We start from the raw sequence: 25,467 nt of genomic DNA on the forward strand, positions 1-25,467 counted from the left end.
AAATCTCCCTAAGGGGAGGGGCACCCGACGACCTCGGCAAGTCTACCAAATTGCGCATCACCGATGGCGCAATTCCGCCCTCTCACGAGTTTTGAAGTGCGGGGTGACCAGATTTGACTAGTTACCCGTACGTGTCGCGTGGACCACGGCCTGGAATTGATCTGGGCCCCCGTTTCCACGAGGGGGCGTTGGGTCCTACAAACCGCACAGACTCGATGCCGGCATCCGGGAACCGCTGGGCGATTGTTGTGGTGATCTGTGAACGCATGAGCCGCAGTTGGGTCGCCCACGCCGTCGAGTCACAGGAAATGGTGAGCATTCCCTCCTCGATTCCTTCGGGAGTCGAGTGTTCCGCCGTTTCGAAACCCACGATCTCTGGCCACGAGTTGAGCAGGCCAGACCGCGCCAAGGGTGATGTCCAGCCCATTCGCGAGGCAAGACTGTCGATGACATCTCCGAGACCGTGGGGATCTCTGCCATCGGCGAAGGGAACGCTGGCTCCCTCTTTCTTGTTCTTTTTGCGCTTGCGAGCCGTCGCCGACCTCGTACTCGCGTCGCCAAAGACTTTCCGGAACCTGAGGTACACGGCGACGTGCTCGTCACGACCGGCCTCCGTCGCGAGATCCTCATCGTCGTCGTCACTCGTCATTTTCAATCACCTGCCCCGATCGTATCCGCACGACCGTGCCGACCAATTGTGTGGGCACATCGTCGAAGACTGCCGCCGTGATCAGCACCTGCTCAAAATCGCCGACGGCGTCAGCCAGTCTCACTCGTCGCGATTCATCGAGTTCAGCGAATACATCGTCAAGAATCAGCACGGGGTCGCCGGATGACGATTCGCGGCGGAGCACGGCGGCCGAGGCCAGCTTCAGCGAGAGGGCAAACGACCACGATTCGCCATGACTGGCGTACCCGCGGGCCGGCATGCCGTTGAGCTCGAACACCACATCATCGCGGTGAGGACCGGCGAGGGTAATTCCACGGTCCACCTCTGAGCGCCGGAGGCGCCCGAGACTTGCGCGGAAGCCCTCGGCCACCATGAAGCTGTCAAGCGTGCCGGAACGGGTGGCTGTTGCATCCATTTTCTCGTCATCAGGTGTGCTCGCGAAGATACTGAGGTAGCTCGACAACCTGGCTGAGTGGTCTGCGCCTGCGATTGTCGAATATGCCTCCGTGACTTCGGGGCTCAGCTCGTCGAGCAACGAACTTCTTGCGGTGATGATTTCGGACCCGAAGGCGACCAGGCGCTCGTCCCAGATATCGAGAGTCGACAAATCACCGCGCGCATTGCGCGCCGACTTGAGCAGGGTATTTCGTTGCCTCAGCACTCTTTCGTAGTCCGCGATCACGGCACTCATGCGCGGCGATCGCAGAATGAGCAACTCATCCATGAAACGCCGCCGCCCCGATGGTTCCCCGCGCACGAGGGCGAGGTCTTCTGGTGCAAACAACACGCTCGAGAAATACCGCGGAAGCTCACGAGTCTTTATCGCTGAGCGGTTGATTTGTGCCCGGTTAGCGCCCGTTCGGTTGAGCTGCACCTCGGCCAAAATTTCGCGTTCACCATGAACGAGTCGGGCGCGAACGATCGCGGAATCCTGGCCCTGGCGGATCATCGCGTGATCGGTAGACACCCGGTGGGACCCTAGGGTGCTGAGATACCCCAGCGATTCCACCAGATTGGTTTTCCCCTGGCCATTGCTGCCGACAAAGAGGTTCGCGCCGCGTTGTAGTTCGACGTCAAGATTTTCGTAGTTCCGGAAATCGGTAAGGGAGAGCTGAGTGACGATCACGTGGACAGGTCAATCAACTCTTACGAACGGCGTGGCCACCAAACTGGTTGCGAAGCGCAGCGACCGCCTTCATTGACGGTGAATCGTCCTGGCGCGACACGAATCGGGCGAAAATCGCGGCGCTGATCGTGGGCACGGGAACGGCACGATCAAGTGCTTCGTGAACTGTCCAGCGACCCTCGCCGGAATCCTCGACATAGCCGCTGATGTCTGTGAATTCCGGATCTTCTTCGAGCGCCTTCACGAGCAATTCGAGTAGCCAGGATCGGACGACAGTGCCACGCTGCCACGCCTTGAATGTCCCGGTCACGTTCGTGACGAGGTCTTTGCGATTATCGAGCAGCTCGTAGCCCTCGGCCCATGCCTGCATGAGCGCATACTCAATCCCGTTGTGTACCATTTTTGCGTAGTGGCCAGCACCCACCGGGCCCACGTGAACAAATCCCTCGTCCCTGGGACCTTCGGGGCGGAGTGCATCGAATATCGGCATGGCCGCATCGATATCGGCTTCGTCGCCGCCGGCCATGAGCCCATATCCGTTCTCGCGCCCCCAGATCCCGCCCGACACCCCGACGTCGAGGAAGTGGATGTCGCTGGCGGAAAGAAACTCGGCGTGGATCGCATCGTCGGTGTAACGGGAATTTCCGCCATCAATTACGAGATCTCCGGGGCTGAGCACACCGGCAACATCATGGATCACCTCGTCGGTGATCTTCCCGGACGGCACCATGATCCATACGATTCTGGGTTCGGGAAGCGCTGCGGCAAGCTCTGCGAGGCTCTGCACGTCGGTGACCTCGGGGTTCGGGTCGTACCCGGTTACCTCAAGGCCCTGTGCGCGCAGGCGATCGCGCATGTTCTTGCCCATTTTTCCCAGGCCAATGATGCCAAGGTGCATCGTGAACTCCTTAGGAGTTGTGATTTAGCGCAGCAGCAGATTCGGTTGCAACAGGTACTTGTAGTTGTCTGCCCCTGGTTGGTCCTTCGATGACTGACTGGTGATGAGCACCGGTCCCGGTTTGTTCGGGTTGTCAGTCTTCGTGAATGAGATTCTGACAAATTCCGAATGCACCGAGCTCAGCCCATCCAGCAGAAACTGAGGCTTGAGCGAAACCACAGTGTCGACGCCGGTGAGGAATGCATCGATCGACTCTGACGCCTGTGCCTGTTCCGAACCGATGGCCTCCAGGGTGACCCCCTCGATGGAGAAGGTGAAGCGGAGCGCGGCCTCCCGTTCAAGAACGAGCGACACGCGGCGAACCGCTTCAATAAGTTCCGCCGTGTTGATGACCGCGTAGTTATCCACAGTGTCGGGGAAAAGCCGACGCACGGGTGGGAAGTTTCCCTTGATTAGGAGCGAGGTGACGGTCTTTTTGTCGGCCTGGAAGGCGATCAGCTCGCGATCGTCGGAGCTCGTGATCGCCACCGATATATTGCCACTGTGGCCGAAGGTCTTTCCTATTTCCACAAGGGTTCGGGCCGGAACGAGCGCTGTAGCGACCTCAACGCCCGAATTGCCGGCGTCCCAGTCGATCTGCCTGACGGCGACCCGATAGCGATCGGTCGCTACGAGGGAGAGGCTGTTTTCAGAAACCTCGAGTTGGACGCCCGTGATCACCGGCGTGACGTCGTCGCGGGACGCGGCGATCGCTACCTGCGCGATGGCGGCGGCGAAATCTTCAGCTCGCAGCACTCCCGCCTTGTCGGAAACCTGAGGAAGAGTTGGATATTCCTCAACGGGCATGCTGAGCAGTGTGAAGTGGCCAGCTCCGCATGCCACGGTGATCCGGCCTTCATCAGTAGAAAATGTGACGGGGACGTTGGGGAGTCTGCTGGCAATATCCGCGAGAAGTCGCCCGGAAACGAGCACTCTGCCTGGTTCTTCGACCGTGGCGCTGATCTCGGTTCTGGCCGATACCTCGTAGTCGAATGACGACAACACGAGGCCGTCTTCTGTCGTCTCGATGAGAACACCACTGAGGATCGGCAACGTTGTGCGTTGCGGCAGCAGCTTGACGGCAAATGACACAGCCTCACTGAATACGTCGCGATTGACCTGGAACTTCACCTAGTTCACTCCTTACGCGTTCTGTGGGCTGGCCGGTTAATACTGGCACAGGCGGTCCTTGCTCGGACCATAGGTTGACTCTCTAGCAAAATCTTCTTCTTTAAGAACAACATTCTTAACCGCTGTGGAGACTGTGCATAACCTTGTCATCTTCAATCATTCAGCGGAAACTACAACGGTGTGAGTTGTGCACTTGCGCCGGGTTTAACTATGGAACTGCCTCGCCCTGGTGATCTGAGTTGGACTCGCATTCCACAGGATCAAAATTTGTATCAACAGGGTGGGCGGCGAGTCGAGGTAGTTATCCACAGGTCTTTCACACGGTGTGGAAACCTACGATTTGAAGCGATGATTCTGCTTGATGCGACTGGTGAGCTCGGTGACCTGGTTGTAAATCGACCGACGCTCCTTCATTAGCTCCGTGATTTTCTTGTTTGCGTACATCACGGTGGTGTGGTCGCGATTGCCGAAGAGCTGGCCGATTTTCGGAAGAGACAGGTTGGTCATCTCCCTGCAGAGATACATAGCGATTTGACGAGCGGTGGCGACCGCCTGTGATCGGGATGAGCCATACAGGTCATCGACGGTCAGTTTGAAGTACTCGGCAGTGTGGTTAATGATGTCGACCGGTGCAATGACGTTGTCTTCGTCGAGTGTGATCAGGTCTTTCAGCACTGTCTGAACAAGCGCCAGATCGACGGATTGTTTGTTGAGGCTTGCGAAAGCGGTGACGCGGATCAGCGTTCCCTCGAGTTCGCGAATGTTTGACGAGACCTTTGTCGCCATGTATTCGAGGATGTCGTTGCCGATCTGGAGCTTCTCGCTCTGGGCCTTCTTACGAAGAATGGCGATGCGCGTCTCGAGATCGGGAGCCTGGACGTCGGTGATGAGGCCCCACTCGAAGCGCGAGCGCATCCTGTCTTCGAATCCCGTGAGGTGTTTGGGGGGCAGGTCGCTCGTAATGACCAGCTGCTTGTTGTGATCGTGCAGTGTGTTGAAGGTGTGGAAGAACGCTTCCTGGGTGGAATCCTTGCCCTGAAGGAACTGGATGTCATCGATCAGGAGGATATCGATCTCGCGGTATCTGGATTGAAAGACAGACGCCCTGTTGTTGGCGATCGAGTTGATGAAGTCGTTGGTGAATTCTTCTGAACTGACGTAGCGCACGCGGATGCCCGGATAGAGGCTCTCGGCATAGTGGCCGATGGCGTGCAGAAGGTGGGTTTTACCGAGGCCGGATTCGCCATAGATAAAGAGTGGGTTGTATGCCTTCGCCGGCGCCTCAGCAACGGCGACCGCGGCAGCATGAGCGAATCGGTTTGAACCGCCGATGACAAAATTGTCGAAGCTGTACTTGGAGTTCAACCGGGAATCAGATCGGCGGGGCTGGTCGACCGGAGCGACGGTGGTGGGCTCGATGTAGAGCTGCTCAGCCGGGTCGGCAGACTGCTCCAGAATGTCCTGTTGGATGTCGGGATTGACGACGATGGCGAAATTGGACACTTCTTCGTCGTCACTGAGACCAGCGATCGCATTCAGAAGCGGAAGCCGGATGCGCTGCTCGAGCATGCTGCGCGTAAGTTCGTTCGGGACCTCGAGATAGAGGGTGCCCGCCATGACACCTTTGGGTTCGATCAGGTTGATGAACCCAAAGAGCTGAGGTGTGATGCGGTCGTCTGATGTGAGGCGCGATAAGACCGACCGCCAGATCTCCCGGGTCGGGTCCGCTGATTCCGACATCAATGCCACATCCTCTTTTGTAATCTACTCACAGGGTTATCCACCGCCCTGGTCGTCTTTGTTGGGCCTTTTGTACCGTAAAGTTCCCGTGTTTTAGGCTGGCTTTCACCTTAGTTGTCCACAGCATGTCGTTACCAACCCAAGTTACTCACATGTGGATAATGCAGGATTGCCCCTGTAAAGTTTGACCAGCACTGATTAACACCGTACTTTTAATCAGTTGACTTCCAGCCTCTCGCTGTTACCAGTGGAGGCTGCCTACATCTTTCCGGCCTTCAGAGCTGGGCTTTGGAGATATCACTATGAGCAAGAGAACTTTCCAGCCGAACAACCGTCGTCGCGCCAAGGTGCACGGCTTCCGTTTGCGCATGCGTACCCGTGCCGGCCGCGCCATCCTGGGAGCTCGTCGTCGCAAGGGCCGTACCGAACTTTCCGCGTAAAGCGGCTGTTCGCCTAACACGGTGCTTGCCCGGGAGAATCGCGTGGTGCTGCCGGCCGATTTTCGATCGGCAGTACGTCGCGGGCGTCGCCTGGGTTCGACCAGCGCAATTGTGCACATTGTTGACCACCACAGCACGAATCCGACCCGGTTCGGCTTCATCGTGACCAAGGCGGTGGGCAACGCTGTGACGAGAAATCGCGTTCGTCGTCGTTTGCGAGCGGTCGGTCGAGAATTGTTGACCGAAATCGGGACTGGCAAAGACATCGTGATCAGGGCCTTGCCAGGCTCCCCCGAGGTTGACTGGGATACTCTTCAGGCAGAGATCACCAAAACTATCCACAGGGGTGTGACTACGCGATGAACCGCACAGTGTCGTTCCTGTTTCTTGCTCCGCGCAACGCGTGTGTGGCCATTCTGAAGGTCTACCGTGCTGTCATCTCGCCGCTCTATGGCGATGTGTGTCGGTATTACCCCTCCTGCTCGCACTACGCGTTGCAGGCGATCCAGCACCACGGAGTTTTTCGTGGTGTCTGGTTCGGAACGAAGCGTCTTGCCCGCTGCCACCCGTGGGCAGAGGGTGGAATAGACGACATCCCGGCTCATGATCATGAGCACGTGGCTATCAATCGATTCGGGTTCGTTGTTCCGATCGAGCACTCGATCCCGTCGAAAACGTTTGCTTCTAGCCATGGAAAGGGCTGAACTACAGCATGCCTGACATTATCAACACCATACTTTGGCCCATTAAATGGGTTATCGAGGCAATTCTCGTTCTCTTCCACACCGTGCTCGAGGGCGCGGGACTGGATGGAGACGCCGGTCTCACCTGGGTGCTGTCGATCGTAGGACTGGTGCTCGTTGTTCGTGCCGCGTTGATCCCGATCTTTGTGAAGCAAATCAAGAGCCAGCGCCGGATGCTTGAAGTTGCGCCTCAGATCAAGAAGATTCAGGACAAGTACAAGGGAAAGAAAGACCAATTCTCTCGCGAAGCAATGTCGCGAGAGACAATGGCGATGTACAAAAAGACGGGAACCAACCCGCTGAGCTCCTGCCTGCCGCTGTTGCTGCAGATGCCGATCTTCTTCGGTCTGTTCTCGGTATTGAATAACGCTCAGCACGTAAACCCCGACGGATCGCGCAATCCTGCCGTGGGCCTGCTCACTCCGGAGCTATCTGAGTCATTCGGCACGTCCTCCCTGTTCGGGATTGCACCACTTCACCTCGCGATCAGCACCGCTGAAGGAAATGTCGCGGTCATCATCATCGCGGTCATCATGGTGATCCTCATGACTGGGTCGCAGTTCATCACCCAGCTGCAGATCATGTCGAAGAACCAGTCGGCCGAAATGAAGGCCAGCCCGATGTACAAGCAGCAGCGCATCCTGCTGTACCTGCTCCCCCTGGTCTTCGCCTTCTCGGGCTTCACCTTCCCCCTCGGAGTCATGTTCTACTGGCTCGTCTCCAACTTCTGGACGATGGGACAGCAGTTCCTCGTCATCCGGAACATGCCGACCCCCGGTAGCGAAGCCGCTCTCGCACGGGAGGCCAGACTTGCCAAGCGCCAGCAGCGCAAGGGAATCGTCATCATCGAGGATGAAGTCGGCCCGAAGCAGGTCGAAGAAGTCAAGAACGTACAACGGCAACAGCCTGTTGGAAAGAATCGTGCCAAGAAAAAGAGCGGAAGCAACAAGCGATGAGTGATGTCACCGAGATCAATGAGTCTGAGCACCTTTCTTCGGACAGTGACACAGCAACACCGGACGGGATTGAATCCCCCAGCGTTGACACGGTGGCCGCTCCCGGACAGCTCGAAGAAGAGGGCGATATCGCCGCTGACTACATCGAGGAACTGCTCGACATCACCGACCTGGACGGTGACATCGAGATCGATGCCCGCGGAGGCCGCGCCTACCTCTCGGTGACCTCGAGCGAGCAGGGTAACCTTCGCCTGCTTTCCCGCCCCGATACCGTTACCGCGCTGCAGGAACTCACACGCATTGCGGTCCAGACGAAAACCGGCGCTTTTTCGCGTCTCATCCTCGATATTGGGGGATCTCGCGAGACGCGCGAAGCCGAACTCGCACTCCTGGTCGACAAGGCGGTCGAACGCATCGAAGCTGGCGCTGAGTCCGCCTCACTGCCACCAATGTCATCGTACGAGCGCAAACTGATCCACGATGTCGTTGCCGAACGTGGCTTCACCTCGCAGTCCGAGGGTGAAGGCCGCGACCGTCACACGGTGATCACACGGTCATAGTTTCACGTGAAACATTGCGTGAACGGGCACTGAAAATCCCAGGAAGGGGACAGTCGGATGAATGACGTCCCGATTGAATCTGCGGCAAACACCGCTCCCCCCGCAGGGAGTTACCTCGACCATGTCGAGGATGAGCCCGGCTACGCGGCGGCGATGTTCGGTGAGCGTATAGACCTTGCCCGCCGCTATACGGACGATCTGGCTCGGCGCGGTGAAGAGCTCGGGCTTATCGGCCCGCTGGAGCTCCCCAGACTGTGGACCAGGCATATCGTCAACTGCGCACTGGTTGCACCGTTGCTGCGACCCGGTCTCGTCGGTGATGTGGGAAGTGGCGCCGGCCTACCGGGCCTGGTTCTGGCTGTTGCCCGCCCAGACTGTCACCTCGTGCTCATCGAGCCGATGGAACGGCGGGTGGATTGGCTCCAACAGGAAGCTTCAGACCTCGGCCTGACTAACGTCACCGTCGTGCGGGCGCGTGCCGAAGAGGCAAAACTCGATGTCCCGCTCGATCAGGTCACGGCGCGCGCTGTCACCGCGCTGTCGAAGCTGATCCCCGCCACCGTGAAGCTCTTGCGTCATGGGGGCGAGATGGTTTTCATGAAGGGTTCCCGCATCGACGACGAGGTCATCGCGGCAAAGCACATCATTCGTAAGCATCACATCACCGGTGCCGAGGTACTCGTTCTCGGCGAGGGCCTGACGCCTGAGTTGACCCGGGTATTCCGGGCTACAGTGGTGTGACCACGATCGACCACGCGGGCCAGACAGGCTCAAGCCAGCAGAAGGTTTCACGTGAAACATCCCGAAGGTAATCTCGCCAATTCGACGAGGAGCTTCGATGAAACGACGCCACTCGCACGAGAGATCGCCGAGAATACGCGCCGCCGTCGCGCGATTGCTGCACAGACTCTTCCCTTGCCATCCGAACCGCGTGTTTTTACCGTGGCGAACCAAAAGGGGGGTGTCGGAAAGACCACCACTACGGTGAACCTTGCTGCAGCATTGGCTCGAGAGGGCGCCCGGGTTCTGGTCATCGACCTGGATCCGCAGGGAAACGCCTCGACGGCCCTTGGGGTTGAGCACAGGGCGGACACGGTGAGTGTCTACGACGTCATCATTAACGACGTTCCCATGAGTGATGTGGTGCAGAAGAGCTCAGAATTCGAGGCGCTGTACTGTTTGCCCGCCACGATCCACCTGGCCGGAGCAGAGATCGAGCTGGTTTCGCTGGTTGCTCGCGAACAACGACTGCGCACAGCCCTTGACGCCTTCCTCGACAGCACGGAAGACGATTTCCATTACGTATTCATCGACTGTCCCCCGTCGCTCGGGCTACTTACCATCAACGCTTTCGTTGCAGCCAAGGAAGTTCTGATCCCGATCCAGTGTGAGTACTACGCGCTCGAGGGCCTGAGTCAGCTCCTCAGCAACATTCAGCTCATCGAGCGCCATCTGAATCCCGATCTGGCTGTATCCACGATCCTGCTGACGATGTACGATTCCCGCACCAACCTCGCCAACCAGGTTGTGAAGGATGTGCGTGATCACTTCCCCGACCAGGTGCTTCACACCCTTATTCCCCGTTCCGTTCGAATTTCAGAGGCACCAAGCTATGGACAAACCGTGATCAGCTACGACCCAAACTCCCCAGGATCACTTTCCTACCTCGAAGCGGCAGGCGAAATTGCTCACCGCGGGGCTCCCCAGTAATGGCCGCGCCTAAACGGACGGGTCTCGGCCGTGGAATCGGATCGTTGATTCCCGCGAATGACGAATCATCGCAGCGTCCTGTCGACGTCTTCTTTCCCGCTGGGAGTGCCGGCCCACAGGGTCTGCTGGCCGTACCGGGCGCAAAGCTCGCGAATCTCTCGACCGACGACATAGCTCCGAACGCGAAGCAGCCTAGAACCGAGTTCCGCGAAGAGGAACTCAGCGAACTGGTCATCTCCATCGGTGAAATCGGTGTTCTGCAGCCGATCGTGGTGCGTCCCCGCGTGGGAGCGGCCGCGGGAGAGCCGCAATACGAGCTCGTCATGGGCGAGCGCCGGCTGCGGGCATCCAAGCAGCTAGGCCTTGCGACAATCCCCGCGGTCATCAAGAGCACTGCCGACGAAGACATGCTTCGGGATGCGCTGCTCGAGAACCTCCACCGGGCAAACCTGAACGCGCTGGAAGAGGCTTCCGCCTACCAGCAACTGCTCGCCGACTTTGGAATCACGCAGGAGGAGCTCGCGGGTCGGATTGGCCGGTCCCGTCCCCAGATCACGAACACCTTGAGGTTGCTGCGCCTGCCTACCGCGGTGCAGAACAGGGTTGCCTCGGGCGTACTCAGTGCCGGACATGCGCGTGCGATCCTTGCCGCTGGCGATGATGCGTCGATGGAACGCCTTGCGGACAAGATCGTCAACGAAGACCTCTCGGTGCGTGCAGCAGAAGCGGCAGCGGGTCAGCTGTCGCCAAAGGCCAACAAATCGAAGCCATCTGCCGGCAAGCGCCAGGGTCAGCTCGACGAGATCGCGGAACGACTCGGAGACCGATTGAACACCCGCGTGAAAGTAAATCTCGGCGCGAGCAAGGGCCAGATCGTGATCGATTTCGCGACCGTAGGAGACCTGAACCGCATTCTCGGTGAGCTCGGGGAGCCAGGCTTCACGCGCTAAGTTCGCAGATAAGTGCTGGTCAGGAGGCAGATTCTGCGATGGCTGCCTCGGCGAGAGCTGCGTAGACCCAGCCAAGATCGTGCCCGGCAGCTTCGAGAGCCTGTGGAAGCACCGAGGTTTCGGTGAGCCCTGGCATCACGTTGGCTTCGAGGAACCAGGGGGTTCCGGCACCGTCGATGATGATGTCGATTCGCGATAGGTGCCGCAGGCCGAGCGCTGTGTGAGCCGCCAGCGCCGCGTCGGCAGCACGAGCCGCCACGTCGTCCTCGATGCGTGCCGGCACGTAGAAACGGGTCTCTCCCGCGTTATAGCGGGCCTCGAAGCTGTACACACCGGATAGCGGCTCGATCTCGACGGCGGGCAGGGCGACAGGGCCATCGCCGTTGTCGATGATGCCGATCGCGATCTCGGTGCCCGTGATCTTCTGTTCGATGAGCGCTACATCCCGGTAGGTGTACGCGTCGACCATGGCTCGGGGGAGCAGCGAGCGATCATCCACAATGGTGACACCCTGTGAGGAACCGCCCTGAGCGGGTTTGACGACGAGGGGCCCGGAGAACTCGTCCGAAATTTCGTCAAGGATGCTGTTGGCGCCCAGTTCACGGAACGCGTCGCGAGGCAGCGCAATGGAGGCGGGCGTGGAGACCCCCACGCGGCTCACGATCGTTTTCGCGGTCGGTTTGTCCCAGGCGAGACGCGAAGCATCCGCCCTGGAACCAACGTAAGGCACGCCCATGAAGTCGAGGAGGCCGCGCAGGGCGCCATCCTCACCGCTCGCGCCGTGGAGAGCCGGCCAGACCACGTCAGGACGGTTCTGCCGCAGATACGACAGCAAGGTGGCATCCGGATCGCGCAATTCGACGTGAAGGCCGTGCGACGAGAGGCTGTCGGCTACTCTGCGGCCCGAGCGCAGCGAGACGTCCCGTTCGTGGGAGATTCCCCCGGCAAGGACGAGGACTCTGGTGGATGCCATCAGCTGAGGTTCGCAGGCGGGTTGCTCATCGATGTGGCGGGGCGCACCACGGGCAGGGGAGCGGTCTGGGAGAACGTCGTCAGCAGTTCACGCTCCCCGTTGATGACCGTCGAGAGTCGGCGGATTCCTTCGCGGATGAAATCGGGGGTCGGATAGCAGAACGCCAGGCGCAGCTTGTTGCGACCACTGCCGTCTGCATAGAACGCGGTACCCGGGGTGTACGCGACCAGCTCTTTCACCGCCCTCGGCAGCATCGATTTGGCGTCGATGTTGTCGGGCAGGGTCACCCAGACGTAGAAGCCGCCGGTGGGGTTTGTCCAGGTCAGATCCGGAAGATAGTCGGTGAGGGCCGAGAGCATCGCATCACGGCGTTCGCGGTAGACGCCGCGGAACGTCTCAATCTGGCCCTTCCAGTCTGAGGAGTCCAAATACTCGCTGATGACGTGCTGTGTGAAGGAGCTGGGTGAGAGCACGGCAGCCTCGTTCGCGAGGATGAGTTTCTCGCGGATGGCGTGAGGGGCCAGAGCCCAGCCGACCCTGAAGCCTGGGGCGAGCGTCTTCGAGAACGTGCCGAGGTAGACGACGCCATCTTCTTCGACCGAACGCATGGCGTGCGGCGGCTGGCCGTCAAAGTAGAGCAGGCCGTACGGGTTGTCTTCGAGAACGAGGATGCCGTTGGTGCGGCAAATCTCGAGCACTTCGAGCCGGCGCTCCCAGGTCAGCGTAACGCCGGCCGGGTTGCTGAACGTGGGCACCGTGTAGAGGAATTTGATGGTCTTCCCGGCGGCCGTGACGCGGGTGATGGCCTCGCGCAGCGCCTCCGGGATCAGCCCGAATTCGTCCATCGCAACATGGTTGATGTCGGCCTGGAATGACTTGAAGACGGTGATGGCCGTGACGTAGCTCGGCGCCTCGGCGAGAACCACGTCTCCCGGGTTGATGAAGAGTTTGGTGACGAGCTCGAGCGCGTGCTGCGAACCCGTGGTGACCACGAGGTCGTCGACGCCGGCGCGGATGCCCTCGAGCGCCATGACCTCGAGGATCTGTTCACGGAGGGCGGGCATCCCCTGGCCGGAACCGTACTGCAGGGCGACGGAGCCCTTGTGGGCCATCACCCGCTCAATTGACGCGCTGATCAGCTCTTTTGGAAGCGCGGAGACGAAGGGCATTCCGCCGGCAAGTGACACAACTTCGGGGCGGGATGCCACGGCAAACAGGGCGCGCACTTCTGAGGCGGCAAGACCGGCTGTGCGATCGGCGTAGTGGCCGTACCACTGGTCAAGATTGTTGCCCGTTGCGGGGCGCTGTGCTGCCGTCATGCGCTGTTCCTTTTCAGTCGCGAAGTCTCAAGGATAACTGCGGCAATGAGAAAAGCCCCGACCCACAACGGGGACGGGGCCACTCATGCGCGATTGCTTAGGCCAGGAACTCGGCCAGGTCTGCCTCGATGGCGGGCTTCGGCTTGGCGCCGATGACGGTCTTGACGACCTCGCCGCCGCGGAATACCTTCATCGCCGGGATCGACGTGATCTGGTACTTCATCGCCATCTGCGGGTTGTCGTCGACGTTGAGCTTGACGATCTTGATCTTGTCGGAGTGCTCAGCGGCGATCGCGTCGAGGATGGGGGAGACGGCGCGACACGGGCCGCACCACTCTGCCCAGAAGTCGACCATGATGGTGTCGCTCGAGTTGAGCACCACATCGGCGAAGGTGGCGTCCGTGACGTCCTGTGCTGTTGACATTGTGTGTTTCCTAACTGTTTCAGACGGTGGCCGGCTGTGATTCAGCCGAGGCCAGTAGTTCTTTTGGGAGAGCGGCGAGGTAGTGCTCCGCGTCGAGTGCTGCGACGGTACCGGATCCTGCAGCCGTGACAGCCTGCCGATACGTCGGGTCGATGACGTCGCCGGCAGCGAACACTCCGGCGATGTTGGTGCGCGAGGAACGTCCGTCGACCGCGATGGTTCCATCTGCGTTCAGGTCGAGCTGGCCGTGAACCAGATGCGTACGCGGGTCTGCACCGATGGCGATGAACAAACCGGACAGGTCGATCGTCGATTCCGTGCCATCCACCGTATCGACAACACCGATACCGGTCACCAGGTCGTCACCGTAGATATGGGCGACCTCTTTGTTCCAGAGGAATTCGATCTTGGGGTCGTTGAACGCGCGATCCTGCATGGCTTTGGATGCTCGCAGCGAGTCTTTGCGGTGCACGACGTACACCTTCTCGGCGAATCGCGTCAGGAAGGTTGCTTCCTCCATGGCGGAGTCGCCTCCACCCACCACCGCGATCGTCTTCTGGCGGAAGAAAAAGCCGTCGCAGGTGGCACACCAGGAGACGCCGTGGCCGCTCAGGCGCTCTTCATCGGCGAGGCCGAGCTTGCGGTAGGCAGATCCGGTCGCGAAAATCACCGTCAGTGCTTCGTGAACGTCCCCGTTGCCGAGGGTGACGCGCTTGACCTCACCGTCGAGTTCAAGGTTGGTGACATCATCGAGCACGATTTCGGTGCCGAAACGCTCAGCCTGTGCCTGCATGGCCATCATGAGTTCCGGACCCTGGATGCCGTCGGCGAATCCGGGATAATTCTCGACCTCCGTGGTCTTCATGAGCTCGCCGCCGGCCTCGACCGAGCTCGCAATGAGCAAGGGGTGCAGGTTGGCGCGCGCGGCATAGATTGCTGCTGTGTATCCGGCGGGACCGGATCCGACGATGATGACTTGGCGCACAGTTACTGTCTCCTTCAGAGGTTTACTATCCGGCACAACATGTTCACGCTACTTGCTATTCCCGAGACCGGGACAGCGGCTATCTACCGCGCCGAAGCTTGTTGATGAAGGGTTGTCCGAATGTTCGCAGTTCGGGATTGCGGGTCAGCCACAGCAACCCGAAGTACACGAGGGCCATCGCGAGGCCGACAATCACCATCGAAATGATGGCATGCAGTCGGTTGGTGACGGGGTAACCGCCGGGCCCGACGCCACCCAGCAGTTGCAGGATGCCCCACCCCACACCCCCCGCGACGATGGCCGCGGCCAGGAACCACAGAGCCCGCTTCACAACCAGAGCGGTGTCGAGACTACCGAGAGGGCCACGCAGGACGATCGCGGAGAGCGTCGCCTGTACGGTCACCGCTATGGCCAATGCGAGAGTGAGGCCGACCGCGGTCCATTCTTTCGGTGCAAAGGCTGCCACGAGCAGTGCGAGCGTGACGTAGATCGTCGTCTGCGCGATCTGGATGAAGAACGCCCAGCGGGTCTTGTCGAGGGCGTAGTAGACGCGAAGCAGCACAAAGAAGATGGTGAAGGGCACCAGACCGGTGAGGAACCCGAGGTACACCGCGGCCAGCGAACTGATTTCACCGTAATTCGTGCCGAATACCGCACTGAATGGGAGTGACAGAACGGCAAGGCCGACTGCAGCAAAGATCATGATGAGCAGGATGGAGCGGATTGCCGACGAAATGTCGTCGCGCAGGTCACCGAGTCGACCATCGCGGACGTGAGCGCTCATCCTGGTGAAATAGGCGGTGACGATGGAGACCGTCACGATCGAGTGCGGCAGCATGAACATGAGCCACCCGATCTTCATGGCGTTGATGGAGGCGTTGCCACCTTTACTGGCCCCCGAGGCGACGCTGGCCTCGACCACGCCTGAAATTTGGCTGATCAGGAAGATACCGAACACCCAGGATGCGGCCCGCCCCGTATTGCCGAGCCCCACTCCCTTCCAGCGGAAGTCGGGCCGGTAGCGAACTCCCGCCTTGCCGAGGAAGAAGAAGAGCGAGAACGCCTGGAAGGCGATTCCGAGCGTGGCGCTGCCGGCCAGGAGGGCGATCTGCGGGAGCGTCCAGTCCTGGGGCCGGATGTGATCTGTTGCGCCACCGAAGAGCGCGATGAAGGCGACGATGCCGCTGATCGCGACAACATTGTTGAGCACCGGCGCCCAGGTGAACGGCCCGAAGACTCCTCGGGCGTTCAGCGTCTCGCCGATGAGGCTGTAGAGCGCGTAGAACAAGATCTGGGGAAGGCACCAATAGGCCAATGCTGTGGCCAACGCAACGTTCGGTTCGCTGAAACCCTGGCCGTAGAGCCGGACGAGCAGCGGGGCGCTCACGGTGGCAATCACGGTAATGACGGCGACAACGACGAGGCCGAGGGTGATCAGCTTGTTGATGAATCCGGCACCACCGTCGTCGTGCAGGCTCGACTTGACGATCTGCGGCACGATGACGGCGCTCAGCAGTCCTCCGGCGATGAGCGAGTACACGTTGTTCGGAAGCTGGTTCGCGAGAGCGAAGGTGTCGCCGGCAGAACTGTTGATTCCAATGGCGGCAGCGAGAACGATGATGCTAACGAGCCCAAGGGCACGGGAGACGAGCGTGCCTGACGCGAGCAGAGCGCTGGAGCGCCCGATCGACGAGGCGGGTCGCGACGTCTCAGGGGTTTCCGCGATGGATGCCGCGTCGGAACCCTCACGTCCTGGATCGGTCACTCGGCGGCACCTCTCGCCGCTGCGGCACGTCGCAGGCGCACAATGTTGCGCACGAGTCCGCCGCCGAAGATGCCGACGACCAGCACCGCGATGATGACGACCACTGGGGTCTCCCACCCCGCCTGCACGTTGATTCGAGCCCGGGAGGCGTCACCGATGATCGCTCCGGTGCTGCTGGTCAGGGTGACGGTGATACCCACGACGCCATTGGAGACCGCCTGTGCGGGGATCATGGCGCTCGCCTGCGAATTCGGCTCGATCACGAGCTCGACCCTGGAATCGCCGACGGCAAGCAGGCCGGTATCAGGGCGGACTGTTACGTACACCGTCACGGCCTGGTCGAGGGAGTTGGAGATTGCGATCGGCAGCGGGGCCGCGGCGGCCAGAAAATTGAAATCTCCGGTGGAGGCGACCTGGACGGATCGAAGCAGCTCGACGGATTCGGTCAGGTTCTTCGAGACCACGGCGGGCCAGCCCGCCGGATTGTTGCTCCATCCGTTCGACTGAAGGGCAAGAAGTTCGAGGCGACGTTCAGAAGTGATGGCGCGAGGATCGTCGGCAATCTCGGCGAACTGCTCTTCGGCGGCCTGTGCGCCGAGTAGCTGACCCATCGACACCACCCGTTCGGTGTCCTGCGGCCTGTCGATGACGGTGGCGGACGCTGATGGGGATGCCTGAAGGTCTGCCATCGTCACTAATTGGATCGCGGGATTCGCCTGAACGGCCGAAATGGTGTCTGCGAGGCGGGTGCCGTTATTCAGCGAGGTTCGGTCGAGCGTCGCGAACACCGTCGCCGTGGCGGCGGACTGCACGATGCCGGCCGACGCGACCGCGGCGTTCAGCGTCGCCACATCGGTCTGCCAGTCGGTCGAACTGAAAGTGTGTACGGCCGACCGCAGGGCGGCCGAGACCGAGGCGTCAGATACCAGGATGCGAGCACCATCCACATCGGCGACCGCGCCAGCGCCGGCGCCACGGTTGAGATTGTCGGACGACACAACGGTGGTGTCATAACCACTGCCGGTGATCAGCGGCAGATCTGCCGCTACGACTGTGGAGTCGCGGGGCCACGCCACACCGCTGAAGGAGTACGACCAGGCCTCGAGGTCTGCGCTGGTAGGCAACGCGGGAACGACGGGAACGGTGGGGTCAGCAGTTGCCGGCGGTGTTGCCGATGGTGTGGGCGAATCCGCTGGCGTGGGGGTGGGGGTTGGCGTTGAATTGGGTGCGGAAAAGAGGGTGGGGTCGATGGCGAAGTCGAATCCATCGGGCGCAAGGACGGTGCCGTTGCCGGCCTGAGTGGCCAGGGTGATGTCGGAATCCGCGTAGGTCAGAGGGAAAATCTCGTTCGAAACGGCCGAAAGCCGCTGCAGCCACGCGACCGCTGATTCCGGCGCGTTGCTCCCCAACACCCGAATGGACACGATGATTCGCGGATCAATACCCAGACTGACCGGCTTGCCAGCGACGGCGTCGAGCTGGAGGCTGAGGGTTCCCAGCGGTGCCGTGTATCGCGACAGTACGTCCCCAGAAATCAGCCCCCCGGCACTCTCTGGCACGGTGATGGGCACGGCGATGGCAACCTGAACCGGTGTGGCAGGGTCTGCGGCAGCGGCTGGCGAAGCGGAGACGACGACGCCGACCAGCCCGATCCCGACGGCCAGCGCAGCGCTGAGCACTCTCAAAGACACGGGCTGGCCCCGCAAAAAGGCATGGCCAGCATGAGAATGATTCTATTCACCAGACCCTGAGTGTTCCGGACCTGCCCTCGGTGCGGCGGCCCTATGTCATGCTGGTTCGATCATGGAGAGCGTCGCCAAGGCCATCATCAGTCTCGGCGAACTCGCCGACTCAAAGCCCGTCGTCGCGCTCGCGGCCGCATTCTCGCAGGCAGGGCGGCAACTAGCGCTGGTCGGCGGCCCGGTGCGTGATGCCTTTCTGGGCCGCACCGTCACCGATCTGGATTTCGCCACAGACGCGACACCGGACGAAATACTCGCGCTGGTGACCCCAATCTCCAGCGCCCAATGGGACATCGGCCGTGAGTTCGGCACCATTGCTGCCCGAATCGCCGGACAGACGGTGGAGATCACCACCTATCGCGCCGACTCCTACGACGGAGAATCCCGCAAACCCATCGTCGCATTCGGTGACAATCTCGACGATGACCTGGTGCGGCGCGACTTCACCATCAACGCCATGGCGCTGCGGCTGCCGGAGCGAGTGTTGGTTGACCCGTGGGGCGGAGTCGAAGACCTTGTTGCCCGCCGCATCACCACGCCGGGAGCACCGGAAGTGTCGTTCGGCGATGATCCGCTCCGGATGATGCGGGCCGCTCGCTTCACGTCGCAGCTGGGGTTTACCGTCGCTCCCGAAACATTGGCCGCGATGACCGCCATGGCTGACCGGATCGGCAACATCAGCGTGGAGCGGGTGGCAGACGAGCTGTCGAAGCTGTTGAAAACGGACGACCCAGTGCCGGGCATCCGGCTGCTCGTCGAGACGGGAATCGCCGAACGGGTGCTCCCTGAGGTGCCCGCCCTGAGGCTTGAGGTCGACGAGCACGCACACCATAAAGACGTGTACGAGCACAGTCTCACCGTGTTGCAGCAGGCGATTTCGCTTGAGAAGTCGCGCGCGGACGCCGGTTCCAAGCCGGACCTGGTGCTGAGGATCGCCGCCCTGCTGCACGACATCGGAAAGCCATCGACCCGCCGCATCGAGGGCGGCGGCGTCGTGACGTTCCACCATCACGATGTCGTCGGGGCGAAGCTGGCCGGGCGTCGCCTGAAGACCCTGCACTTCGACAACGACACCATCGCCGCGGTATCACGGCTGATCGAGTTGCACCTTCGATTTTTCGGCTACACGGATGCCGCGTGGACTGACTCAGCGGTGCGCCGGTACGTGCGGGATGGCGGCGATCAGCTCGAGCGACTGCACATCCTCACCCGCGCGGACGTGACCACCAGGAATGTGCGCAAAGCCGATCGCCTCTCGTTCGCCTACGACGATCTGGAGGAACGGATCGCCGCCATCGCCGAGGCCGAGGGCATCGCTGCAGTGCGCCCCGACCTCGACGGCGAGCAGATCATGGCCATCCTCGGGATCTCTCCCGGCCGCGAGGTGGGCGAGGCGTACCGGTTCCTGCTGGAACTGCGGCTCGATGAGGGCCCGCTGGGCGAGGATGCTGCGACCGAACGCCTGCGGGCCTGGTGGGCAAGCCGCTAGGAATCCGGCACTAGGGGATCGCCCCTAGGAGACCGTGGCGATCCACTCGTCGAGTTGCTTGCGCGCGACCGGGTCGGGCAGTTGCACGGGGGGCGACTTCATCAGGTACGCCGAGACCGCCTCGATGGGGCCGCCGAGTCCGGCATCCAGTGCAATCTTCACCGCGCGAACCGCGTCGATGACAACGCCGGCCGAGTTCGGTGAATCCCACACCTCGAGCTTGTACTCGAGGCTGGTCGGGGCGTTGCCGAAGCCGTGGCCCTCCAGTCGCACGAAGGCCATTTTGCGGTCTTCGAGCCACGGCACGTGGTCGCTCGGGCCGATGTGCACGTCCCGCGAATTGAGCTGGGCCTCCACATTGCTGGTCACGGACTGGGTCTTAGAGATCTTCTTCGACTCGAGCCGGGTGCGCTCGAGCATGTTCTTGAAGTCCATGTTCCCGCCCACGTTCAACTGGTACGTGCGGTCGAGAACGAGCCCGCGCTCCTCGAACAGCCTGGCCAGCACGCGGTGCGTGATCGTGGCGCCCAGCTGGCTCTTGATGTCGTCTCCGACGATCGGTACGCCAGCATCCGTAAACTTCTGGGCCCACTCCGGGTCGCTCGCGATGAACACGGGAAGCGCGTTCACGAACCCCACCGACGCATCGATCGCGGCCTGCGCGTAGAACTTCGCGGCCTCCTCCGACCCGACAGGGAGGTAGCAGACGAGCACATCGGCGCCGCTATCCCTGAGCGCCTGCGCGACGTCGACGGCCGGTGCATCCGACTCGTCGATCATCTCGCGATAGTAGGAGCCGAGACCGTCGAGGGTCGGCCCGCGCTGCACAGTCACACCGGTGGGGGCGACTTCGGCGAAGCGATATGTGCCGTTCTCGCTCGCCCACATCGCGTCAGCGAGATCGACCCCGACCTTGAGCGCGTCGACATCGAAAGCTGCGACAAACTCGATGTCCGACACCGCATACGGCCCGAACCTGTTGTGCATCAGCCCGGGGATGACGTCGCCCTCTGCGGCATCCGCATAGAAAGTAACGCCCTGGATAAGTGAATTAGCGCAGTTGCCTACGCCCGCTATTGCGACCTTTACGGCCATGAAGATGGTGCTCCTTGCAAGAAATGACTACACTGGGCAGGTTGTCTGGTTCCGAATTCGGAGCTGTGACAAACGTCAACACCCTCCTGTTGCAGATCGTCTGCAACCGTTCAAGTCCGAAGGAGGTGGGTTTGTGACGCACCAGTACGAACTCATGGTGATCCTCGATCCAGAGATCGATGAGCGCACCGTGGCACCCAGCCTAGACAAATTCCTCAATGTCATTCGCGCCGATGGTGGAACCATCGACAACGTAGACATCTGGGGACGTCGTCGCCTGGCCTACGAAATCAACAAGAAGACCGAGGGCATTTATGCCGTCGTGCAGCTGACGGCTAACTCGTCGGCGACTGTTGAGCTCGACCGCCAGCTCAAGCTCAGCGAAGCAGTCATGCGAACCAAGGTGCTCCGCGCCGAGGAGGGCATTGCCCAGGTCGCAGCAGCGAAGGTCCTGTCAGACGCGAAGGCGGCCCGCAAGGCCGCAGCCGCTCCGGCCAAGGCTCCTGCCGCCGCCGCTCCTGCCGCTGCAGCTCCCGCTGCAGCTCCCGCAGCAGCCGCCCCGGCTTCCGCATCCAAGCCTGCTGCTGCTCCTGCAGCGTCCAAGCCGGCCGCTGCCAAGGACGACGTCGAGGCTCCGGCCGAGACCAAGGACTCGGAGTAAGCCATGGCCGGCGAAACCGTCATCACAGTCGTGGGAAATCTCACGGGTGACCCCGAGCTGCGCTACACGCAGAACGGGCTCGCGGTCGCCAACTTCACCATCGCCTCAACACCGCGCAACTTTGATCGTGCGACTAACGAATTCAAAGACGGCGACACTCTCTTCCTGCGCGCGAGCGTATGGCGCGAGTTTGCCGAGCACGTTGCTGGTTCGCTGACGAAGGGAACCCGTGTCATCGCGACCGGTCGCCTGAAGCAGCGTGACTACCAGACGAAGGAAGGCGAGAAGCGCACGAGCCTCGAGCTTGAGGTCGACGAAATCGGCCCCAGCCTTCGTTATGCAACCGCGCAGGTCACCCGCGCCGCATCATCACGCGAGGGTGGCAACAACTCCGCCCCGCGCGGTGGCGGTAACCAGGTTGGCCAAGGCCAGCCGCAGGAGGAGCCGTGGGCAGCAAGTGCCCCGAGCGCCTCGGGCGGCGACGTATGGAACACGCCAGGCAACTACTCGGACGAGACGCCTTTTTAAGGCGCCGACCACATCACTTAAAGGAAACAGAAACTCATGGCTGGAAAGAGCAGCGGCGATCGCCGCAAGCCCATCCGCAAGGGCAAGGACGGCAAGAACGCCGCCCCCGCCAAAGCGATCCGCGTGGGCGTCATCGACTACAAAGACGTCGCGACGCTTCGCAAATTCATCTCAGAGCGTGGAAAGATCCGCGCCCGCCGCATCACCGGTGTCTCCGTACAGGAGCAGCGCCTCATCGCCACGGCCGTCAAGAACGCCCGTGAGATGGCACTGCTGCCGTACGCAGGCTCGGGCCGTTAAGGAGCACCGATATGTCCAAGTTGATCCTCACGCATGAGGTCACCGGTCTCGGTGCCCCCGGCGACGTCGTAGACGTCAAGAACGGTTTTGCCCGTAACTACCTCATCCCCCAGGGCTTTGCCGTGGCGTGGACTCGCGGTGGCGAAAAGCAGATCGAATCCATCAAGGCCGGTCGCGCTGCGCGCGAGCACGCCACCCTCGAAGAGGCACAGGACCTGAAGGCACGCCTTCAGGCCACCACCGTCAAGCTCACTGTCAAGGCAGGCGAGGGCGGACGCCTCTTCGGTTCGGTCAAGACGTCGGATGTCGCTGACGCCGTCGCTGCTGCCGGACTGGGAACCGTTGACAAGCGCAAGATCGAGATCACCTCGCCCATCAAGGCAACGGGTGAGCACGAGGCCTCAGTTCGTCTTCGTGACGATCTGATCGCCACGATCACGCTGCAGGTTGTCGCGGCTAAGTAAAACCACCCCCCTCACTGGGGGTAGGCGGCGGCGGGAGAAATCCCGCCGCCGTCTTTACTTTAAGCAGAATCATCTGTCTACTTTCGACAGGGTTGTACACAGGAGTATGGGGATGTAGCGAACCCTCAAGTTCGGGTCTAGACATGTTTCTACACATACCGGTGGAGAATTTAAATAGCAGGTCAGACGCATTTTCTGGCACGGAAATCAATATTCATCCACAGGCTATTCCACAGGTTCCCCACACACATTGCGGCGTTTCTCGCGGTTTGTGCACAGGCTCATCCACAGGGCCGTTTGTGGGGGCATCCTCGCGGTCAATACGGTGGGGCAGCCCCTCCCAGTACAGCTGTTTTCGGCTGACTGCGCCCGCGAAAACGCCAGTGTCGGCGGACGCGGCTACAACAGAGGCAGAGACGTCATTTACCGGAGGATCGCATGTCAATCGCGCATTTAGGGCTTGCTGGTGACCAGCGGCTGGGCGATCAGCGCAAGGGTGATCAGCGACCCTCAGGTGACACTCGGTCAGAGTCCCGGGGCGACCGGGTTCCACCGCATGATCTTCTCGCCGAGCAAAGCGCCATCGGCGGCATGCTGCTCAGCAAAGACGCCGTAGCCGACGTCATCGAGGCCGTTCGCGGCGTCGACTTCTACATCCCCAAGCACGAGACCATCTTCAACGCGGTCATGTCGCTGTACTCCCACGGTGAGCCCACCGATGTCATCGCCGTCACCGACGAGCTGACCAAGTCCGGGGAGCTCAGCAGGGCCGGCGGCGCGGAATACCTCCACACGCTCACCGCGCTCGTGCCGACGGCCGCCAACGCGGGCTTCTACTCGACGATCGTTGCCGAGAAGGCAGTGCTCCGCAGGCTCGTCGAAGCCGGCACCCGCATCGTTCAGATGGGCTACGCCAGCGAAGGCGAGGTCGTCGATCTCGTCAACAACGCCCAGGCCGAGATTTACGGCGTTACCGGCGGGGTCGAGAGCGAAGACTACATACCGCTGACCGAAGCCGTCACCACCGCGATCGACGAGATCGAGGCAGCCAGGGGGCGCGACGGCCAGATGGTCGGAGTCCCGACCGGATTCGCCGAGCTGGATGAGCTCACCAACGGCCTGCACCCCGGTCAGCTGATCATCATCGCTGCCCGGCCCGCAATCGGTAAGTCCACGCTGGGCCTCGATATTGCCCGCGCGGCCGCGATCAAGCACGATCTGGCGACGATCGTGTTCTCGCTCGAAATGGGTCGCAGCGAGATCGCGATGAGGCTGCTGTCGGCCGAGGCATCGGTTCCCCTTCAGCACATGCGAAAAGGTACGGTGCACGCAAACGACTGGACGACCATCGCCCAGACGCGTGGTCGAATCAACGACGCTCCGCTGTACATCGATGACAGCCCCAACATGACCCTCGTCGAGATCAGGGCGAAGTGCCGCAGGCTCAAGCAGAAAGTCGGCCTGAAAATGGTCATCATCGACTACCTGCAGCTCATGACCAGCGGAAAAAAGGTCGAGTCGCGCCAGCAGGAGGTGAGCGAGTTCTCGCGAGCCCTCAAGCTGCTCGCGAAGGAGCTTCGCGTTCCCGTCATCGCCATCTCCCAGCTGAACCGTGGCGCCGAGCAGCGAGCCGACAAGAAGCCGGCGCTCTCCGACCTTCGCGAGTCGGGCTCGATCGAGCAGGATGCCGACATGGTGATCCTGCTTCATCGTGAGAGCGCATACGAGGCCGACAACGCTCGCGCAGGCGAGGCCGACCTCATCATTGCCAAGCATCGAAACGGGCCGACGCGCACGATCACCGTCGGCTTCCACGGGCACTTCTCGCGGTTCGTCGACCTTCCGCCCGGCTCGTAGACTAGACGGCGTGGATGCTGTAACGCCCTGGTACGTGCCTGTGGCGCGAGCCATACCCGCCCTGGCGCTTGCCGTCGTCGTGACGTTCACGGCAGATCATTCTGCGCCGCTCGGCTACCTCACCTTCGGGATTTTCGCCGTCATCGTTGGTGCGATCCTCACCGCATCGGCTCTTCGACTCGGCGCACGCGGTGTAACCCGCACCGTCACGCTCACTCAGGGGCTCGTGACGCTTCTCGCGGGGATCGTGTCGCTGTCGCTTCCCGCCGGTGGCCTGCCTTTCTTCGTGTTCCTGCTCTCGGCGTTTGCGGCGATCACCGGGTTCCTCGAGCTCTACCTGGGCCTGCGTGGTCGCGGTCGTGATCGGTCCGCCCGCGATTGGGTCTTCGTCGGCGCCCTCACGGCCATCCTGGCGATCGTGGTGCTGCTCGTGCCCCCGGAGTTCCAGCAGTCATTCACCGGTCCAGACAACGTCGCACGTGAGCTCACGGCATCCGTTATCGTCGTCGGCGCTCTCGGCGCGTACTGGGCAATTCTCGGCGTGTACCTCGTGATCGCCGGACTCTCACTCAAGTGGGCACCGAAAGATGCCGACACCCCCGTTACGGAAGCTGTGCCACGATGAACGCGCCAACCCGCAAAGATCGTACCCGCCCGCTCGAACTGCTGATCATCTCCGCGGTGCTCGGACTGTTCGCGGGTCTCGTCGTCTTCATGTCGACGCGCGAGATCGTGCTTGCACTGATCTTCCTGGGCGTCGCGTTCATCGTCTCACTGGTGGTGCTGGCGATGCTGGCGCTTGCCGTGCAGCCCACCGGCGACGAGAAGATCGACCTGGCCGAACAGGACGACGAGCAGGGCAATCGACCGCTCGGTCACTGACAGCGGCGCCACCGGTGAGC

The 25,467-nt window shown here is 61.3% G+C and carries 27 protein-coding genes and 1 pseudogene; 16 read left to right on the plus strand and 12 right to left on the minus strand.

Annotated features, from left to right (window positions below; all coding sequences use genetic code 11):
• Window positions 1–121: 121 nt before the first annotated feature.
• The 5 genes from QMG83_RS00430 to dnaA all read right to left on the minus strand — a co-directional run bounded on the left by QMG83_RS00430 (window position 122) and on the right by dnaA (window position 5,604).
• Complete coding sequence (locus QMG83_RS00430; RefSeq protein WP_283503398.1) at window positions 122–649, minus strand: DciA family protein; 528 nt, start codon at window positions 647–649, stop codon at window positions 122–124.
• Window positions 639–1,796, minus strand: coding sequence for a DNA replication/repair protein RecF (gene recF / locus QMG83_RS00435; RefSeq protein WP_283503399.1), 1,158 nt, complete (start codon window positions 1,794–1,796; stop codon window positions 639–641). Before recF ends, QMG83_RS00430 begins: the two co-directional genes overlap by 11 nt.
• Window positions 1,797–1,809: 13 nt before the next feature.
• Window positions 1,810–2,694 (minus strand): phosphogluconate dehydrogenase (NAD(+)-dependent, decarboxylating), encoded by an 885-nt coding sequence (gene gnd, locus QMG83_RS00440; protein WP_283503400.1) that lies wholly within the window; start codon window positions 2,692–2,694, stop codon window positions 1,810–1,812.
• A 24-nt stretch (window positions 2,695–2,718) separates the two neighbouring features.
• Entirely contained in the window at window positions 2,719–3,864 is a 1,146-nt protein-coding gene (dnaN, locus tag QMG83_RS00445) for a DNA polymerase III subunit beta (RefSeq protein ID WP_283503401.1), read from the minus strand.
• A gap of 333 nt (window positions 3,865–4,197) precedes the next feature.
• Entirely contained in the window at window positions 4,198–5,604 is a 1,407-nt protein-coding gene (gene dnaA / locus QMG83_RS00450) for a chromosomal replication initiator protein DnaA (protein ID WP_283503402.1), read from the minus strand.
• A gap of 302 nt (window positions 5,605–5,906) precedes the next feature.
• On the opposite strand from dnaA, the gene rpmH reads away from it, so the two are divergent.
• The 8 genes from rpmH to QMG83_RS00490 all read left to right on the plus strand — a co-directional run bounded on the left by rpmH (window position 5,907) and on the right by QMG83_RS00490 (window position 10,963).
• On the plus strand, window positions 5,907–6,044 hold the full coding sequence (rpmH, locus tag QMG83_RS00455) for a 50S ribosomal protein L34 (RefSeq protein WP_010204566.1): 138 nt from the start codon (window positions 5,907–5,909) through the stop codon (window positions 6,042–6,044).
• Between the two features lie 21 nt (window positions 6,045–6,065).
• On the plus strand, window positions 6,066–6,407 hold the full coding sequence (gene rnpA / locus QMG83_RS00460) for a ribonuclease P protein component (RefSeq protein WP_283503403.1): 342 nt from the start codon (window positions 6,066–6,068) through the stop codon (window positions 6,405–6,407).
• Window positions 6,404–6,748 (plus strand): membrane protein insertion efficiency factor YidD, encoded by a 345-nt coding sequence (gene yidD / locus QMG83_RS00465; protein WP_283503404.1) that lies wholly within the window; start codon window positions 6,404–6,406, stop codon window positions 6,746–6,748. Before rnpA ends, yidD begins: the two co-directional genes overlap by 4 nt.
• A gap of 8 nt (window positions 6,749–6,756) precedes the next feature.
• Complete coding sequence (gene yidC, locus QMG83_RS00470; RefSeq protein ID WP_283503405.1) at window positions 6,757–7,743, plus strand: membrane protein insertase YidC; 987 nt, start codon at window positions 6,757–6,759, stop codon at window positions 7,741–7,743.
• On the plus strand, window positions 7,740–8,303 hold the full coding sequence (locus QMG83_RS00475; protein ID WP_283503406.1) for a Jag family protein: 564 nt from the start codon (window positions 7,740–7,742) through the stop codon (window positions 8,301–8,303). Before yidC ends, QMG83_RS00475 begins: the two co-directional genes overlap by 4 nt.
• A 153-nt stretch (window positions 8,304–8,456) precedes the next feature.
• Window positions 8,457–9,044, plus strand: coding sequence for a 16S rRNA (guanine(527)-N(7))-methyltransferase RsmG (rsmG, locus tag QMG83_RS00480; protein WP_502949000.1), 588 nt, complete (start codon window positions 8,457–8,459; stop codon window positions 9,042–9,044).
• Window positions 9,045–9,095: 51 nt separating this feature from the next.
• Complete coding sequence (locus tag QMG83_RS00485) at window positions 9,096–10,013, plus strand: ParA family protein (RefSeq protein WP_283503408.1); 918 nt, start codon at window positions 9,096–9,098, stop codon at window positions 10,011–10,013.
• Window positions 10,013–10,963, plus strand: coding sequence for a ParB/RepB/Spo0J family partition protein (locus QMG83_RS00490; protein ID WP_283503409.1), 951 nt, complete (start codon window positions 10,013–10,015; stop codon window positions 10,961–10,963). The genes QMG83_RS00485 and QMG83_RS00490 overlap by 1 nt, the downstream gene beginning before the upstream one ends.
• 19 nt (window positions 10,964–10,982) lie before the next feature.
• Here QMG83_RS00490 and QMG83_RS00495 read toward each other — a convergent pair whose 3' ends face one another.
• The 6 genes from QMG83_RS00495 to QMG83_RS00520 form a co-directional block, all read right to left on the minus strand.
• Window positions 10,983–11,936: a D-alanine--D-alanine ligase family protein gene (locus QMG83_RS00495; protein ID WP_283503410.1), complete on the minus strand. Its 954-nt coding sequence runs from the start codon at window positions 11,934–11,936 to the stop codon at window positions 10,983–10,985.
• Window positions 11,936–13,255, minus strand: coding sequence for an aminotransferase-like domain-containing protein (locus QMG83_RS00500; RefSeq protein WP_283503411.1), 1,320 nt, complete (start codon window positions 13,253–13,255; stop codon window positions 11,936–11,938). The genes QMG83_RS00495 and QMG83_RS00500 overlap by 1 nt, the downstream gene beginning before the upstream one ends.
• 97 nt (window positions 13,256–13,352) lie before the next feature.
• The gene (trxA, locus tag QMG83_RS00505) at window positions 13,353–13,679 is read right to left on the minus strand and encodes a thioredoxin (RefSeq protein WP_283503412.1); all 327 of its coding nucleotides are present in this window, start codon (window positions 13,677–13,679) and stop codon (window positions 13,353–13,355) included.
• Between the two features lie 19 nt (window positions 13,680–13,698).
• A complete protein-coding gene (gene trxB / locus QMG83_RS00510) occupies window positions 13,699–14,664 on the minus strand; it encodes a thioredoxin-disulfide reductase (RefSeq protein ID WP_283503413.1) in 966 nt (321 codons plus the stop codon).
• A gap of 79 nt (window positions 14,665–14,743) precedes the next feature.
• Window positions 14,744–16,429, minus strand: coding sequence for a murein biosynthesis integral membrane protein MurJ (gene murJ / locus QMG83_RS00515; RefSeq protein ID WP_283503414.1), 1,686 nt, complete (start codon window positions 16,427–16,429; stop codon window positions 14,744–14,746).
• A complete protein-coding gene (locus tag QMG83_RS00520; RefSeq protein ID WP_283503415.1) occupies window positions 16,426–18,120 on the minus strand; it encodes a DUF6049 family protein in 1,695 nt (564 codons plus the stop codon). The genes murJ and QMG83_RS00520 overlap by 4 nt, the downstream gene beginning before the upstream one ends.
• Window positions 18,121–18,232: 112 nt before the next feature.
• Between QMG83_RS00520 and QMG83_RS00525 the strand changes: the two genes are divergently transcribed.
• Complete coding sequence (locus QMG83_RS00525) at window positions 18,233–19,660, plus strand: CCA tRNA nucleotidyltransferase (protein ID WP_283503416.1); 1,428 nt, start codon at window positions 18,233–18,235, stop codon at window positions 19,658–19,660.
• Window positions 19,661–19,684: 24 nt separating this feature from the next.
• Here QMG83_RS00525 and QMG83_RS00530 read toward each other — a convergent pair whose 3' ends face one another.
• Window positions 19,685–20,755, minus strand: a complete 1,071-nt coding sequence (locus tag QMG83_RS00530; RefSeq protein ID WP_283503417.1) for an inositol-3-phosphate synthase — start codon at window positions 20,753–20,755, stop codon at window positions 19,685–19,687.
• Window positions 20,756–20,909: 154 nt separating this feature from the next.
• Here QMG83_RS00530 and rpsF point away from each other — a divergent pair.
• From rpsF to QMG83_RS00565, 7 genes and pseudogenes are all read left to right on the plus strand, one after another.
• Window positions 20,910–21,245: pseudogene (gene rpsF, locus QMG83_RS00535) on the plus strand (30S ribosomal protein S6); the annotation flags it as partial.
• A gap of 174 nt (window positions 21,246–21,419) precedes the next feature.
• Complete coding sequence (locus tag QMG83_RS00540) at window positions 21,420–21,944, plus strand: single-stranded DNA-binding protein (RefSeq protein WP_283503419.1); 525 nt, start codon at window positions 21,420–21,422, stop codon at window positions 21,942–21,944.
• 36 nt (window positions 21,945–21,980) lie between these two features.
• On the plus strand, window positions 21,981–22,244 hold the full coding sequence (gene rpsR, locus QMG83_RS00545) for a 30S ribosomal protein S18 (protein ID WP_097061567.1): 264 nt from the start codon (window positions 21,981–21,983) through the stop codon (window positions 22,242–22,244).
• Window positions 22,245–22,255: 11 nt separating this feature from the next.
• Complete coding sequence (gene rplI, locus QMG83_RS00550) at window positions 22,256–22,708, plus strand: 50S ribosomal protein L9 (protein ID WP_283503420.1); 453 nt, start codon at window positions 22,256–22,258, stop codon at window positions 22,706–22,708.
• 438 nt (window positions 22,709–23,146) lie between these two features.
• Window positions 23,147–24,565 carry a replicative DNA helicase gene (gene dnaB, locus QMG83_RS00555; protein WP_283503421.1) on the plus strand — a complete coding sequence of 473 codons (1,419 nt, stop codon included), beginning with the start codon at window positions 23,147–23,149 and terminating at the stop codon, window positions 24,563–24,565.
• Between the two features lie 10 nt (window positions 24,566–24,575).
• Window positions 24,576–25,190, plus strand: coding sequence for a DUF308 domain-containing protein (locus QMG83_RS00560; protein WP_283503422.1), 615 nt, complete (start codon window positions 24,576–24,578; stop codon window positions 25,188–25,190).
• On the plus strand, window positions 25,187–25,447 hold the full coding sequence (locus QMG83_RS00565; RefSeq protein ID WP_283503423.1) for a hypothetical protein: 261 nt from the start codon (window positions 25,187–25,189) through the stop codon (window positions 25,445–25,447). Before QMG83_RS00560 ends, QMG83_RS00565 begins: the two co-directional genes overlap by 4 nt.
• The last annotated feature ends 20 nt before the right edge of the window (window positions 25,448–25,467 follow it).

It is taken from the genome of Salinibacterium sp. G-O1 (assembly GCF_030063305.1).
Lineage (GTDB): Bacteria > Actinomycetota > Actinomycetes > Actinomycetales > Microbacteriaceae > Rhodoglobus.

Bases quoted from the DNA above. Each gene is read 5' to 3' on its own strand.
- yidC (WP_283503405.1), top strand. From the start codon at position 6,757: ATGCCTGACATTATCAACACCATACTTTGGCCCATTAAATGGGTTATC.
- yidD (WP_283503404.1), top strand. From the start codon at position 6,404: ATGAACCGCACAGTGTCGTTCCTGTTTCTTGCTCCGCGCAACGCGTGT.
- rpsR (WP_097061567.1), top strand. From the start codon at position 21,981: ATGGCTGGAAAGAGCAGCGGCGATCGCCGCAAGCCCATCCGCAAGGGC.
- QMG83_RS00530 (WP_283503417.1), bottom strand. From the start codon at position 20,755: ATGGCCGTAAAGGTCGCAATAGCGGGCGTAGGCAACTGCGCTAATTCA.
- QMG83_RS00525 (WP_283503416.1), top strand. From the start codon at position 18,233: ATGGAGAGCGTCGCCAAGGCCATCATCAGTCTCGGCGAACTCGCCGAC.
- dnaA (WP_283503402.1), bottom strand. From the start codon at position 5,604: ATGTCGGAATCAGCGGACCCGACCCGGGAGATCTGGCGGTCGGTCTTA.
- dnaB (WP_283503421.1), top strand. From the start codon at position 23,147: ATGTCAATCGCGCATTTAGGGCTTGCTGGTGACCAGCGGCTGGGCGAT.
- rsmG (WP_502949000.1), top strand. From the start codon at position 8,457: ATGTTCGGTGAGCGTATAGACCTTGCCCGCCGCTATACGGACGATCTG.
- QMG83_RS00500 (WP_283503411.1), bottom strand. From the start codon at position 13,255: ATGACGGCAGCACAGCGCCCCGCAACGGGCAACAATCTTGACCAGTGG.
- QMG83_RS00495 (WP_283503410.1), bottom strand. From the start codon at position 11,936: ATGGCATCCACCAGAGTCCTCGTCCTTGCCGGGGGAATCTCCCACGAA.
- trxA (WP_283503412.1), bottom strand. From the start codon at position 13,679: ATGTCAACAGCACAGGACGTCACGGACGCCACCTTCGCCGATGTGGTG.
- rpmH (WP_010204566.1), top strand. From the start codon at position 5,907: ATGAGCAAGAGAACTTTCCAGCCGAACAACCGTCGTCGCGCCAAGGTG.
- gnd (WP_283503400.1), bottom strand. From the start codon at position 2,694: ATGCACCTTGGCATCATTGGCCTGGGAAAAATGGGCAAGAACATGCGC.
- QMG83_RS00475 (WP_283503406.1), top strand. From the start codon at position 7,740: ATGAGTGATGTCACCGAGATCAATGAGTCTGAGCACCTTTCTTCGGAC.
- QMG83_RS00490 (WP_283503409.1), top strand. From the start codon at position 10,013: ATGGCCGCGCCTAAACGGACGGGTCTCGGCCGTGGAATCGGATCGTTG.
- QMG83_RS00430 (WP_283503398.1), bottom strand. From the start codon at position 649: ATGACGAGTGACGACGACGATGAGGATCTCGCGACGGAGGCCGGTCGT.
- QMG83_RS00540 (WP_283503419.1), top strand. From the start codon at position 21,420: ATGGCCGGCGAAACCGTCATCACAGTCGTGGGAAATCTCACGGGTGAC.
- QMG83_RS00565 (WP_283503423.1), top strand. From the start codon at position 25,187: ATGAACGCGCCAACCCGCAAAGATCGTACCCGCCCGCTCGAACTGCTG.
- rplI (WP_283503420.1), top strand. From the start codon at position 22,256: ATGTCCAAGTTGATCCTCACGCATGAGGTCACCGGTCTCGGTGCCCCC.